This is a genomic window from Lentzea xerophila (assembly GCF_051094245.1).
Classification (GTDB): Bacteria; Actinomycetota; Actinomycetes; order Mycobacteriales; family Pseudonocardiaceae; genus Lentzea; species Lentzea xerophila.
Map to the genome: position 1 here is coordinate 8,140,860 of NZ_CP194934.1, position 13,522 is coordinate 8,154,381.

At 68.8% G+C, this 13,522-nt stretch carries 10 protein-coding genes and 1 pseudogene; 2 read left to right on the forward strand and 9 right to left on the reverse strand.

The window, feature by feature from the left end:
- Positions 1-33: 33 nt before the first annotated feature.
- Positions 34-1,602, reverse strand: a complete 1,569-nt coding sequence (locus ACRSBM_RS39025) for a discoidin domain-containing protein (protein WP_434451740.1) — start codon at positions 1,600-1,602, stop codon at positions 34-36.
- 434 nt (positions 1,603-2,036) lie between these two features.
- Here ACRSBM_RS39025 and ACRSBM_RS39030 point away from each other — a divergent pair.
- A pseudogene (locus ACRSBM_RS39030) lies at positions 2,037-2,456 on the forward strand (DedA family protein); the annotation flags it as partial.
- Between the two features lie 20 nt (positions 2,457-2,476).
- Here ACRSBM_RS39030 and ACRSBM_RS39035 read toward each other — a convergent pair.
- From ACRSBM_RS39035 to ACRSBM_RS39060, 6 genes are all read right to left on the reverse strand, one after another.
- Positions 2,477-3,058, reverse strand: coding sequence for a TetR/AcrR family transcriptional regulator (locus ACRSBM_RS39035; protein ID WP_434451741.1), 582 nt, complete (start codon positions 3,056-3,058; stop codon positions 2,477-2,479).
- Positions 3,059-3,137: 79 nt separating this feature from the next.
- Complete coding sequence (locus ACRSBM_RS39040) at positions 3,138-4,244, reverse strand: ABC transporter ATP-binding protein (protein ID WP_434451742.1); 1,107 nt, start codon at positions 4,242-4,244, stop codon at positions 3,138-3,140.
- Positions 4,241-5,239, reverse strand: a complete 999-nt coding sequence (locus ACRSBM_RS39045; RefSeq protein ID WP_434451743.1) for an ABC transporter ATP-binding protein — start codon at positions 5,237-5,239, stop codon at positions 4,241-4,243. Before ACRSBM_RS39045 ends, ACRSBM_RS39040 begins: the two co-directional genes overlap by 4 nt.
- A 6-nt stretch (positions 5,240-5,245) precedes the next feature.
- Positions 5,246-6,172, reverse strand: coding sequence for an ABC transporter permease (locus ACRSBM_RS39050; RefSeq protein WP_434451744.1), 927 nt, complete (start codon positions 6,170-6,172; stop codon positions 5,246-5,248).
- Between the two features lie 5 nt (positions 6,173-6,177).
- Positions 6,178-7,182 carry an ABC transporter permease gene (locus ACRSBM_RS39055; protein ID WP_434451745.1) on the reverse strand — a complete coding sequence of 335 codons (1,005 nt, stop codon included), beginning with the start codon at positions 7,180-7,182 and terminating at the stop codon, positions 6,178-6,180.
- Positions 7,183-7,224: 42 nt separating this feature from the next.
- The gene (locus ACRSBM_RS39060; RefSeq protein WP_434451746.1) at positions 7,225-8,904 is read right to left on the reverse strand and encodes an ABC transporter substrate-binding protein; all 1,680 of its coding nucleotides are present in this window, start codon (positions 8,902-8,904) and stop codon (positions 7,225-7,227) included.
- Between the two features lie 231 nt (positions 8,905-9,135).
- Between ACRSBM_RS39060 and ACRSBM_RS39065 the strand changes: the two genes are divergently transcribed.
- Complete coding sequence (locus tag ACRSBM_RS39065; RefSeq protein WP_434451747.1) at positions 9,136-12,414, forward strand: AfsR/SARP family transcriptional regulator; 3,279 nt, start codon at positions 9,136-9,138, stop codon at positions 12,412-12,414.
- On the opposite strand, the gene ACRSBM_RS39070 is transcribed toward ACRSBM_RS39065, so the two are convergent.
- Positions 12,393-12,914: a uridine kinase family protein gene (locus ACRSBM_RS39070; protein WP_434451748.1), complete on the reverse strand. Its 522-nt coding sequence runs from the start codon at positions 12,912-12,914 to the stop codon at positions 12,393-12,395. The genes ACRSBM_RS39065 and ACRSBM_RS39070 overlap by 22 nt on opposite strands.
- Positions 12,911-13,519, reverse strand: a complete 609-nt coding sequence (recR, locus tag ACRSBM_RS39075) for a recombination mediator RecR (protein WP_434451749.1) — start codon at positions 13,517-13,519, stop codon at positions 12,911-12,913. The genes ACRSBM_RS39070 and recR overlap by 4 nt, the downstream gene beginning before the upstream one ends.
- Between the last annotated feature and the right edge of the window lie 3 nt (positions 13,520-13,522).

The window sequence follows — 13,522 nt, forward strand, 5'->3', positions numbered from 1 at the left end:
TCGACAGCCAGATCCGGCTAACAGCCAGATCGATTAGCGACAGTTGTAGGGACCGGCCTTGTCGCGCACCTTGCCCGCCGTGTCGATGACCTCCCACGAGTAGGAGCGACCGGACAGGGTGAACTTCACGACGCCGTGGGAGTCCGAGAACCAGTTCTCGACACCCGCCCGCGGCTTGACGGACTTGTACAGGTAGTCACCGCCGATGCCGATGATCGCGGAGCGCAGGCCGTTGGCCTCGTCGACCGAACCGCTCTTGTTCAACGGCTTCAGCCGCTCGTAGTGGTGGTCGTGACCGCTGAGCACCAGGTCGGCCTTGGCGTCCGCGAAGGCGTTCCACAGCGGCGTCATCTTGGACTTGTCGCCGTACTCGCCCGAGTTGAACCGCGGGTGGTGCCAGTAACCGACGACGCACGCCTTGGTGTTCGCGGCGAGGTCGGCCTTCAGCCAGTTCAGCTGCGTCGAGTCGGCACCCGTGTCGTACATCTTCTGGGAGTCGAACGAGACGAAGTGGAAGTCGCCGGCTTCCCAGCTGTAGTACGGCTTGCCCTGCGGGTAGGCCTGCGCGCCGAAGTACGCCTTGTACCCGTTGAGGTTGTCCTCCCACTCATGGTTGCCGGTCGCGGGGTGGGTGATGCTCTTGTACTTGCCCCACGACTTGTCGTAGTGGGCCATGAACTCCGAGATCGTGCCGCTGTCGTACTGGTTGTCGCCGACCGTGAGGACGTGGTCCGGCTTGATCTGGTCGATCAGCCTCGCCGTCTCGTAGTGCTCGTTGTTCGTCAACGAAGCGATGTCACCGGCGGCGACGACCGTGATGGTGTCGCCGGGTGCGGCCGGCTGGGTGGTCACCTGCACCGAGTTGCTCGCGGGACCGAGGTTCCCGGCGGCGTCACGGGCCTTGACGGTGTAGGTGAACGCCGTGCCTGAGGCGAGACCGGTGTCGGTGAACGTGGTGCCGGTCGGGCTGCCGACAACGCTGCCGTTGCGCAGGACGTCATAGCCGGTCACGCCGACGTTGTCGGTCGCGGCCGTCCACCGCAGGCTGACCGAGCTCGACGTGGTGCCCGTGCTGGTGAGCCCGGTCGGCGCGGTCGGTGCCGTGTTGTCACCGTTGGGGTTGCTGCCCCAGACCTCCAGGTCGAAGATCGAGTAACCCCACTCCGTGCCGCGCTTGGTGCCGTAGATCCGCACGTAGCGGCCCGACGTGCTGAGCGTCGTCTCGTCGACGCCGCCGTTCTGCCCGGTGAGGGTCTTCTTGGTGCTCCACGACGAGCCGTCGGCGGAGGTCTGGATCTTGTACTCGGAGGCGTACGCGGCCTCCCAGTTGATCCTGACCCTGGAGATGGTGGCGGTGCCGCCGAGGTCGACGGCGATCCACTGGGGGTCGACGCCTTCGAGGCTCGCCCAGCGGGTGGACGAGTCGCCGTCGACGGCGTTGGCGCCGCCGAAGGTCTCGGCCTCGACGGACGACACCGTGGTGGGTTTGTTGGCCGAAAGCAGGGAGTCAGCCGCGTTGGCCGTGCCGGATGCCGCGATCTGCGGCACCACCAGCGCGAACAGCGCTATCGCGACACCAGCTCTGGTGTGCTTTTTGATCACTTCGTTCCTCCTGGGCAAGGGCGGCGGCTCGAAGGATTAGTAAACAAGCTTTCCAATTGAGTTCGGACGTTAACGCCAGCCTGGCCAGGAGGTCAACGGGAGCGTCCCTGGATGAACGCATGACAGATCGGAGGTCTACCGGCGACACCGGGCGGTCATCGGCAGTCACGACGTGACCGATCGGCGCGTATGACCCGGATCACTCCAGGTCGGCTGGCATACCTCGCCGAGGAGCCGCCGGCACCCGCAACCGCGAGGCACCCCGGCGGAGTTCCGGAAACCGGACCGGGAAACCCCGGCCGCGTCACATCCGGTCATGCCCTTTCGGACAACCCGCGGCGGCCGTTCGGACGAACCGGAGGTGGTTCCTGTGGGCACGCTGAAGAAACACCCAGGCAGGGATCGTTCACGTGGCTCACGTACGTTCACCGATCATGAGCACCACAGCCAGCCTCGTAGTGCTGTTCCTGGTCGCTGTGGTGCCGCTGGCGCCGACAGAGGCCGTGCTCATCGGCGCCGGTGTCCTGGCCGCGTCCGGTGAGGCCCCGCTGTACCTGGTCGTCCTCGTGGCCGCCGCCGGCTGCGTCGTCGCCGACATGATCAACTTTAGCGCGGGCCGCCGGATGGGCATGCGGGCCCTCGACCGGGTGAACAGGAACGCCAGGGCGCGGGCGATGGTGGTGTGGACGGCCGACCAGCTCGGGACCAAGGGAGAGACGATCCTCATCGCGGCGCGGTTCCTGCCGGCGGGCGGCATCGTCGGCGCGTTGCTGGCGGGTGCGCTGAAGTGGCCGCTGCGCAGGTTCGTGCCCGTCGCGGTGATCGGGTCGACGCTGTGGAGCGTCTACCCCGCCACCGTCGGGTACATCGGCGGTCAGATCGTCGACGACGTGTGGCTCGCGATGCTGTTGTCGTTCGGCGTGGCCATGCTCATCTCGGTCCCGGTCGGCATGGCGATCCGTGCGCGCAACGCCAACCGCACTCTCTCGTACGCCGAGGCGTCGTCGTAGAGCACGGCGAACCGGTCCGCGGCCGCCAGCAGGGCGTCCACCTCGAACGCCATCTGGGCGTCACCGCTCAGCCGTTCCAGCAGTGAGATCCAGCGCAGGTTGAAGAGCATCAACGCGTCGCGCACGCGGCCGGGGCGGGCGGCGAACTCGGACCGGGTCACCACGAAGAAGCAGCCGCCGGGGAACACGCGCCGCTTCGAGTAGTCGAGCCAGCGCTCGGACAGGTCGAGCAGCGAGCCGCCGGCCATCACGACCTCGCGCGCGAAGATCTCCGCGGCCGTGTGGACCGTCGAGAGCTGCAGCTCTTCCTTGGCGCCGAAGTGCGAGAACACGCCGCTCTTGCTCATGCCGAGCTCGACCGCGAGCCGCCCGATGGTGACGCCCTCCAGGCCGTCGACCGAGGCGATCTCCGCCGCGCGCAGGAGGATCGAGCCACGACTGTCCATCCACCGAGGACAACGCAGAGCCCTGGAGAAACGAACGGGGCCACCTCGAAGTGAGGTGGCCCCGGCCGGAGAACACGAACTACGGGTTGAGCGCTTCGGTCACCGAAGCCGGTCCCACGAGCGGGACGTCGGGCGACAGGCCGTCGCCCTCCTCCACCAGCATCGGCTTCACCTCGTGCGGCTGGATCTCGCCGGACCGGATCTGCTCGGCCCAGTGGCACGCCACCTTGTGGCCGGGCTTGAGCTCCCGCAACGCCGGGCGCTCGGTGTCGCAGCGGGTCTGCTGCCGCCACGGGCACCGGGTGTGGAACCGGCAGCCGGTCGGCGGGTTCGCGGGCGACGGGAGGTCGCCCGCGAGCAGGATCCGCTCACGCCGGTCCTCGACCACGGGGTCGGGCACCGGGATCGCCGACAGCAGCGCCCGCGTGTACGGGTGCAGCGGCTCGGCGTAGAGGTCCTCGGAGGTGGCCTCCTCGACCAGGCCGCCGAGGTACATCACGCCGACCCGGTCGGAGATGTGCTTCACGACGGCGAGGTCGTGCGCGATCACCAGGTACGTCAGGCCGAACTGCTCCTGCAGGTCCTCCAGCAGGTTCACGACCTGGGCCTGCACCGACACGTCGAGCGCGGACACCGGCTCGTCGGCGACGATCAGGTCCGGGTTGAGCGCCAGCGCCCGCGCGATGCCGATGCGCTGCCGCTGACCGCCAGAGAACTCGTGCGGGTACTTGCGCAGCGCGGTGGCCGGCAGGCCGACGGCGGTGAGCAGCTCACGCAACCGCTTGCCGGTCTCCTCCTTGCCCTTGTCCAGGTCATGCGCCCGCAGGCCCTCGATGAGGATCGACTCCACGGACTGGCGCGGGTCGAGCGCGGACAGCGGGTCCTGGAACACCATCTGGATCCGGCGCCGCATCTTGCGCAGCTCTTCACCCTTGAGGGTGGAGAAGTCCTCGCCGTCGAAGACCATCTTGCCGGCGGTCGGCTCGTTGAGCCGCAGCATCGCCCGCCCGAGGGTGGACTTGCCGCAGCCGGACTCGCCGACCAGGCCGTACGTCTCGCCGCGCTTGATCTCGAGGTCGACGCCGTCGACCGCGTAGACGTAGCCGACGGTGCGGTCCATGAACACGCCCCGCTTGATCGGGAAGTGCACCTTCATGTCCTGCACGGAAACCAGGGTCTCGCTCATACCGGCACCTCCTCGGCGGCGGGAGTTCCCGGCACCACCGGGTTGTGGCAGCGGAGCAGGCGACCCAGCTGGTCCTCTTCCGCGGGCGTGACCTGAACGCACACGTCCAGCGCGTTCGGGCACCGGGGAGCGAACGCGCAGCCCTGGGCCCACGGGATGTTGTCGGCGACGGATCCCCTGATCGGCGTCAGCTTCTCGCCGTGCCCGGCGTCCAGGCGCGGGATCGAGGCCAGCAGGCCGTGCGTGTACGGGTGGCGCGGCTCCGCGAAGAGCGGGTGCCGCATGGCCTTCTCGACCACCTTGCCGCCGTACAGCACGTTGACCTCGTCGCACAGGCCCGCGACGACACCCAGGTCGTGGGTGATCATCACGAGCGCGGTGCCGAGGTCCTGCACCAGTTCCTTCATCAGAGACAGGATCTGGGCCTGGATGGTCACGTCCAGCGCCGTCGTCGGCTCGTCCGCGATCAGCAGCTTCGGCCGGCACGCCAGCGCGATCGCGATGAGCGCGCGCTGCCGCATCCCGCCGGAGAGCTGGTGCGGGTACTCCTTGAGCCGCCGGTTCGGGTCCGGGATGCCGACCTTGTCGAGCAGGTTCTTCGCCTCGATCATGGCCTCCTTGCGGGGCATGCCGCGGTGCCGTTCGAGCACCTCGGTGACCTGCAGGCCGATCGGGACGACGGGGTTGAGCGAGGACAGCGGGTCCTGGAAGACCATGCCGAGCTCGCTGCCGCGCTTGTCGCGCATCTGCTTGTCGGACAGCTTCAGCAGGTCCGTGCCGTCGTAGGTCACACTGCCGGTGACCACGGCGCCGCGCTTGGGCAGCAGACCCATGATCGCGAGCGAGGTCACCGACTTGCCGCAGCCCGACTCGCCGACGAGCCCGACCGTCTGGCCGGGTTCGACGTCGAAGCTGACGCCGTCGACCGCGCGGAACGGCTCTTCGCCCTTGCGCTGGAACACGACGGTGAGGTCACGAACTTCGAGCAGTGCCACGACGACTCACCGCCTGTTCTTCGGGTCGAGGGCTTCGCGCAGCGTCTCACCCATGAGCGTGAAGCCGAGCGCGACGACGATGATGCAGACCGCGGGCCACGCGGCGAGGTGCGGATGCGTGTCGAAGACGTTCTGCACGTCACCGAGCATCTGCCCCCACTCCGGCAGCCGGTCGTCCGGGTTGCCGAGGCCGAGGAACGACAGCGCGGCCGCCTCGATGATCGCGGTGGCGAGCACGAGCGTGGACTGCACGATCACCGGGCTGAGCGAGTTCGGCAGCATGTGCCGGAACACGATCGCGCCCTTCTTCACGCCGAGCGCGGTCGCCGCCAGCACGTGGTCGCTGTGCCGTTGCGCGAGCATCGAGCCTCTGAGCAACCGCGCGAACACCGGGATCTGCACGATCGCGACCGCGAGGATCACCGTGAACTGGCTGGGCCGCGCGAACATCGCCGCGATCGAGAACGCCAGCAGCAGCGACGGCAGCGACAGCATGACGTCGACGATCCGCATGACGATCGAGTCGACCCAGCCGCCGAGCGCGCCCGCGAGCGTGCCGAGGATCAACCCGCCGGTCAGACCGATGATCGTCGCACCGACGCCCACGATCAGCGTCTGCTGCGACCCGACCAGCAGGCGCGAGAAGAAGTCGCGGCCCTGCAGGTCACCACCGAGCGGGTGGCCGGGCTGGGGCGGCGGGATCTCGTTGCGCGCCTTGACGACCTGGTCGATCAGCATCGGGACCGACGGGTCCTGCGGCGCGAGCCACGGAGACAGCAGCGAGAGCACGAAGAAGAGGCCGATGATCACCGCGCCGGTGATGAACACCGGACTGCGGCGCAACCGCTTCCACGCGCTCGCCGCGAGCGAGACGCCGGCGGACTCGGCGAGTCCGTCGATCTTGTCCTTCTTGGAGGAGAGTCCGAGAACCACTGCGCTCACCTCGTCCTGATGCGCGGGTCGATGAGCGCGTACGAGAGGTCGACCAGCAGGTTGACCACGACGTAGACGATCGTGGCCATGATGATCAACAGCAGTAGCACCGGATAGTCACGCCGTTCGAACCCGATGGCGAGCGCCTGCCCGACACCGGCGAACGAGAACACCTTCTCGGTGAGCACCGCGCCGGAGAGCAACGCACCTGTCTGCAGACCGATCGTCGTGACGACCGGCAGCATCGCGTTGCGCAGCACGTGCCGGCGGCGGATCACCGGGGCGGTGAGGCCCTTGGACTCAGCCGTGCGCACGAAGTCCTCGTCGAGCACGTCGAGGACGGCGGCCCGGGTGATCCGGAAGATCACCGCGAACGGGATCGTGGCCAGCGCGATCGCGGGCAGGATCAGGTGTTCCAGCGCGTTCAGCGTCGCGTCGAACTCGCCGGTGATCAGGCCGTCGAGGGTGAAGAACCCGGTGACGCGGGTGGCGTCGATCGCGTCCTGCCGGCCCTGCGAGGGCAGGCCGAGCGCCGACGACGCCACGTCCTTGAGCAGGTAGGCCAGGAAGAACACCGGCACCGCGACGCCGATCAGCGAGCCGATGACGCTGAAGTTGTCGAACCAGCCGCCGCGGCGCTTCGCGGCGAGGTAGCCGAGCGGGACGCCGACCGCGATCGCGATCACGATCGCGAAGAAGCTGAGCTCGATCGTCGCGGGGAACCGCTGGAGGAAGATGTCGAGCGCCGAGTCACCGGGCTGGACACCGGTGGAGACGCCGAAGTCACCGGTCGCCGCGCGACCGAGGAACTTGAAGTACTGGACGAAGATCGGCTGGTCGAGGCCGAGCTGCTTGGTGAGGGCTTCGCGCGACTCCGGCGTAGCGCGTTCTCCCAGGAGGGCCGAAACCGGCCCTCCTGGGAGAAGTCGCAACCACGCGAAGAGCAACATCGAGAGCACCAGCACCACGCCGACCAGCTGAACCAGCCGTCGAATGGTGTAGCGGAGCACTTGAGCTACCCCGTTGTTCTCTTGTGGTGGGAGCTAGTCCGATCAGCCCTTGGAGGCCGAACCGAACTTCTCGTCGGTCAACGGGCTCGGGACGACACCCTTGATGTCCGACTTGAACACCAGAGCGGGCGGGGAGTGCGAGATCGGGACCGCGGGGAGGTACTCCTCCATGATCTTCTTGTTGATCTCTTCGTACAGCTTGGTGCGGTTGGCCTCGTTCGGCTCGGAGTCGGCCTTGGCCAGGTCCGCCGCGAGGGTGGCGCCCCACGGGGACGCACCGGTGTTGAAGCGGTTGTCGGTGCGGCCGAAGAACGTGCCGACCCAGTTGTGCGCCGTGCCGTTGTCGCCGGTCCAGCCCAGCAGGAACAGGTCCGAGAGGCCGTTGTCGACGTCGGTCAGGTAGCCGCCGTTCCACGGCTTGGTGACGACCTCGAGCTTGATGCCGGCGGCCTGCAGGTCACCGGAGATGGCGCCGAACAGGTCCTTCGGGGACGGCATGTACGGACGCGTGACCTCGGACGGCCAGTAGAACTTCAGCGTCAGGTCGGTGGCACCGGCCTCGGCCAGCAGCGACTTGGCCTTGTTCACGTCGTAGCCGACGGCCTGGACGCCGGAGTTGTAGCCGTCGACGGTGTCCGGCATGAACTGCGTCGCGACCTTGGCGCCCTCGGGCAGCTGCGACTTGACCAGCTGCTCGCGGTTGATCGCGTACTGGATCGCCTGGCGGACCTTGAGGTCGGCGAGCTTCGGGTTGTTCTTCTGGTTGATGCCCAGGTAGAACACGTTGAACGCCGGACGGATCGCGACGTTGAAGCCGTCGGTCTTCAGACCGGCCCAGTCGGCCGCGTTCGGCAGGTCGTACCCGTCGATGTCGCCGGCCTTGAGCGCCTGCTTGCGGGCGGTCTCATCCGGGATGATCTTGAAGACGATCTTGTCCAGCTTGGCCTTGGTGCCGTGGTAGGCGTCGTTCTTCACGATCTCCACGGTGTTGTTGGCCTTGTCGTACTTGCCGAACTTGAACGGGCCCGTGCCGGTCGGGTGCTCGTTCGCGTAGGCCGGGTAGGTGAACGCGTCACCGGCGGCCACGACGTTGTCCGCGTCGTACTTCTTGAGCGCCTCGGGGCTCGACATCGAGAACGACGGGAAGGCGAGGACCGACGGGAACTGCGAGGTGACCTTCGTCAGCTCGACGACCGCGGTCTTGGCGTCCTTGGCCGTGCAGGACTTGTACAGCGAGGGCTTGTCCGGCGTGGTCGCGAACCCGCCGAAGTTGTCCAGCCAGTACTGCGAGACGGCGTCGGACTGGCCGGCGCCCTTCTGGTTGTACCAGCGGTTGAAGTTGAAGCACACGGCCTCGGCGTTGAAGTCGGTGCCGTCGTGGAACTTCACGCCCTCCTTGAGGGTGAAGGTCCACGTCTTGCCGTCGGCGCTGGGCTCGTACTTCTCGGCCAGCGCGGGCTCGACCTCGGCGGTACCCGGCTTGAAGCCGACCAGACCCTCGAACATCTGACGGGCGACCCGGAACGTCTCACCGTCGGTCGCGTAGAACGGGTCGAAGAGCTTCGGTGCGCCGGCGGCGCCGAAGGTCAGCGTGCCGCCTTCCTGGCCGCCGCCGCCAGAGTCGCGCTGGGATTGCGCGCAACCGGACAGGGCGAGCGCGCTGACGCTGAGGAAGCCGATCGCGGCGACCCAACGGCGGCGAGCCGTTACTGAGTGGACCATCAAACACCCCTTGGACAATCCGCACATCTCACGGTGTGGTCGCCGACCATAACCGTTGTTCATACCCCCTCCGGGGTTACTCAGGTCACGATCCGGCCACTAGACCAGGCATTCTGATACGTCCGGCGCACGCTCGCTGACCCAACGTGAGCACCGTCGATGCGTCGAACGCTCTCCTAGGCTGTAGAAACAACGGCTGTAGAAACAACACCGGCACGCGGAGGAGGTCAGATGAGCAGGCAGGTCGAGTTCCGCGTGCTCGGCCCCCTCCAGGTTCTCCTCGACGCTGAACCACTGCTGGTCCGGGCGGGCCGGCAGCGGGCCCTGCTGGTGTCGCTGCTGCTGCGCGCGGGCACGTCGGTGTCGGTGGACGAGCTCGCCGCGAACGTGTGGGGCGAAGATCCACCCTCCCGTGGGCGGGCGACCCTCCAGACGTACGTCATGCGCCTGCGCCAGCTGCTCGGACCGTCCGTGCCGATCAGGACCGTGCCGGACGGCTACCTGATCGACGTCGACGAGAAGACGATCGACCTGATGCGCTTCGAACCGCTGATCGAGCAGGGCGAGCAGGAGCGCGCCGCCGGGAACCTGCAGGCCGCCTCGGCCGCGTTCGCCGCCGCGCTGGGGCTCTGGCGGGGTCCGGCCCTGGTCGACGTGCCGTCGGAGATCCTGCACCGCGACGAGGTGCCGCGGCTCGACGAGCGCCGCCTGCACGTGCTGGAACGCCGGGTCGAGGTCGACCTCGAACTGGGCCGCCACGGCGAGCTCGTGGCGGAGCTGTCCCGGCTGACGAGCGATCACCCGTTGCGCGAGCGGTTCTGGGCGCAGCTGATGGTGGCGCTGTACCGCTCGGGCCGGCAGAGCGAGGCACTGGCCGCCTACCAGCGCGTTTCGCGTCTACTGGGCGACGAGCTGGGCATCGATCCCGGCGACGAGCTGCGCCGCGTGCACGGCCAGGTGCTGTCCGGGTCGATCGGCTCGGTGGCCACGGTGGCGTCCGGTGCGCCGGTGGTCGCCGCGAAGCCCGAACGAGTCGTGCCGTCGCAGCTGCCCGCGGACATCCCGGACTTCGTGGGCCGCGACGAGGCCGTGTCGCTGATCGTGGCGCTGCTGCGGACCGCGCAGGGCGTGCCGGTCGTCACACTGGCCGGGCCGCCGGGCGTGGGCAAGACGGCGCTGGCCGTGCACGCGGCGCACCGGATGCGCGCCGACTTCCCGGACGGTCAGCTGTACGTGAACCTGCGCGGCTACGCCCCCGGCCCGCCGTTGAGCGCCGTCGACGTACTGCCGCGGTTTCTGCGGGCGCTGGGGACCGAGCCCGACCAGGTGCCGCTGGACCAGGACGAGCAGGAGGCGATGTTCCGGTCCACGCTGACCGGTCAGCGCGTCCTGTTGCTGCTGGACAACGCCTCGTCGGCCGAGCAGATCCGGCCACTGCTGCCGGGGTCGCCGGGGTGCGCGGTGCTGGTGACCTCACGCGACACGTTGCGCGGCCTCGCCGTCTCGCACGCGGCGTCGAACGTGCGGCTCGACGTGCTCGACTGGCACGAGACGGAGTCACTCCTCAAAGGCATCCTGGGCGCGGACGAGGTCGCGTCCCAAGAGGACGCCGCACTGGAGCTGGCGACCCTGTGCGCACATCTGCCATTGGCTTTGCGTATCGCGGCCGCGAACCTCGTGTCGCGTCCGGAACTGTCCATCGCGGACTACGTGGAGGAGCTGCGGGCCGGGAACCGGCTCGCCGCGCTGGCCGTGGAGGGCGACGAACGGGTCGCGGTGCACGCGGCGTTCGACCTCTCCTACACGGCGCTGAAGCCCGAGCTGGCGCAGATGTTCCGGTTGCTGTCACTGGTTCCGGGCACGGACTTCACCCCGGAGATGGCGGCCGCGCTGAGCGGACTGACCACTCAGGACGCTCGCCGGCGGCTCGACCGGCTGGCCACCGCGAACCTGATCTCGAACCACGCGCCGTCGCGCTACCAGTTCCACGACCTGCTGCGCGACTACGCGGCCGAGCGCCTGGCGTTCGAGGAAGGCCGCCCGGACTCGCGCCTCGCGTTGCGGCGGCTGCTGGACTGGGCGGTGCGCTCGGTCGACAACGCCACGCTGGCGATGAAGTCGACGCTGTTCCGCTTCCCGCGCCCGGCGCCGCTGGACAGCGTGGTGCCGCGGTCGTTCAGCACCAGCACCGTGGCCCTGACCTGGCTGGACGTGGAGCGGGCGAACCTGGTCGCGCTGGTGACGCACTCCGTGGAGCACGACCCGGAGAACTCGCCGTGGCAGCTGGCCGACGCCCTGCGCGGCTACTTCTACACGCAGGGCCTCACCGCGGAGTGGCGTGAGACCGCGAAGGCCGGCCTGGTGGGTGCGCGGGCGCCGCGAGACGAGCTCGGCCAGCTCGCGATGCTCTCGTCGCTGGGCACGCTGTACTGGGTGACCGGGCAACACCGCAACGCGCTGGGCTACTACCAGCAGGCCATCACCCTGCAGGAGGGCATCGACCTGCCGCAGGCGGAGGCCGCCGTCCTGTCCAACGCGGGCAGCGTCTACATCGACCTCGGCGAGCTGGAACACGCCGCCGACCACCTCGAACGCGCCCTGGTGATCGCCCGCCGGGTCCGCGCGCCCCAGGTGCTCGCGAACGCCCTGTTCAACCTCGGCGGCGTCTACATGCAGCTGGGCCAGCTCGACCGGGCCGCGTCGACGTTCGAGGAGGCACTGGAGGTCGGCACGCGCCTCGACTCGTGGATCACCCAGGCGAACTCGATGCGCGCGCTGGGCGAGGTGCACGCGTGGCGCGGCGAGCCCGACCTCGGCGCCACCTACTTCCTGCGGGCGAGCGAGCTGTACGAACGGGCCGCGGCCCGCAACTTCGGCCACACCATGCACGAGGGCATGGCCATCACGCTGATCATGCGCGGCCGGTTCGAGGAGGCCGCGGCCGAGGCGTCGGCGGCCATGCGGATCGCCCAGGACCTGGACAACGTCAAGAGCGTCTGCGACGCGATGAACCTGCTCGGCCGTGCGCTGGAGGGTGCCGGTCGCTTCGACGACGCCGTCGAGCAGTTCTCGTCGGCGCTGGCCATCGCGGTGGAGACCGGCTACTCGTGGGGCATCTGCTCGGCACGTCGCGGTCTGGCGTCGGCGTACCGCGGGGTGGGCCGCCACGAGGAGGCGCTGACGATGGCGTCGTCGGCGCTGGTCGAGGCAGGGCGGTCACAGTTCCGGTCGGCGGAGATGGAGGTGCTGCTCGTGCTCGGGCGCATCCACCTCGACACCTCGGACGCCTCCGGCGCCCTGGAATGCGCCCTGCGGGCCGCCTCGGTCGGCTCGGACTCCGGGCACCGCTGGGTGTTCGGCCGGGCGCTGCTGCTGGCCGGCGACGCCGCCTTCGCCCTGGGCGACGTCGACGAGGCGCGGACGCACTGGTCGTCGGCGCTGGAGGTGCTCAGCGTGATCGGAACGCCGGAGGCGTCGGTCGTCCGTGCTCAGCTCGAAGTGACGACGTAGTCGGCCCTGGCCCTGGTCTCGTCGACCGCGAACCAGCCTCGTTCGTACTGCTGCCACCGGAGGAAGTGCTCCCGGTGACGCTCGCCGTCCCGTGCCACGGCACGTTCCAGCCGCGCCTGCTCGTCACCGTGGTCGACGAAGATCGCCAGGCTCAGGCGGTGCGCGATGGCCTTCCTGGCCGAGGAGAAGCCCTCGAAGATGATGGTCCTTTGTGGATGGACGACCACTTCCAGACCTGCGTCCACACAGGGAAAGCCTGGGGACCAGTCGGTTTTCCGGTACCGGCCTGGTTGGCCGTCCGCCACGGCGTCGAGTGCCTGGGTGAGTCTCGGCCACCACGACGTCGTCGGGTCTTCCCAGGTCGCGAAGTGGTCGGTGCTGATCAGCTGGGCACCGAGCTGTGCGGCGAGGTCCTCGGCGAACGTCGACTTGCCCGCGCCGGTCGGGCCGTCCACCGCGACCAGGCGGGTGCCGCCCAGTCGCGGTGGACTCTGGTTCACATGCTCCGGCGACCAGATAGCGCACGCCCCAGCGTCAACTCGTCGGCGAACTCCAGGTCGCCGCCCATCGGCAGGCCGCTGGCCAGCCGCGTGACGGTCAGCCCCGGGAAGTCCCTGAGCATCCGGACGAGGTAGGTGGCCGTGGCCTCGCCCTCGGTGTTCGGGTCCGTGGCGATGATGACCTCGGAGATGTCGACACCGTCGGTGGCCGTGCCGATCCGGTTGAGCAGCTGCCGGATGCGAAGCTGGTCCGGCCCGACCCCGCTGAGCGGGTCGAGCGCGCCGCCCAGCACGTGGTAGCGCCCCTTGAACTCCCTCGTGCGCTCGATCGCCTGGACGTCCTTCGGCTCCTCGACCACGCAGACCAGGCTGAGATCCCGCTTCGGGTCGCGGCAGATGCGGCAGGTGGTCTCGGCCGAGACGTTGCCGCAGACGTCGCAGAAGACCACGCCCTCCTTGACCTTCTGCAGCGCGTTCTGCAGCCGCTCGATGTCGGCGGGTTCCGTGGCCAGGAGGTGGAAGGCGATCCTCTGGGCACTCTTCGGGCCGACGCCAGGGAGCCTGCCCAGTTCGTCGATCAGGTCCTGTACCGGGCCCTCGTACATCTC

Bases quoted from the DNA above. Each gene is read 5' to 3' on its own strand.
- ACRSBM_RS39035 (WP_434451741.1), bottom strand. From the start codon at position 3,058: ATGGACAGTCGTGGCTCGATCCTCCTGCGCGCGGCGGAGATCGCCTCG.
- ACRSBM_RS39060 (WP_434451746.1), bottom strand. From the start codon at position 8,904: ATGGTCCACTCAGTAACGGCTCGCCGCCGTTGGGTCGCCGCGATCGGC.
- recR (WP_434451749.1), bottom strand. From the start codon at position 13,519: ATGTACGAGGGCCCGGTACAGGACCTGATCGACGAACTGGGCAGGCTC.
- ACRSBM_RS39040 (WP_434451742.1), bottom strand. From the start codon at position 4,244: ATGAGCGAGACCCTGGTTTCCGTGCAGGACATGAAGGTGCACTTCCCG.
- ACRSBM_RS39065 (WP_434451747.1), top strand. From the start codon at position 9,136: ATGAGCAGGCAGGTCGAGTTCCGCGTGCTCGGCCCCCTCCAGGTTCTC.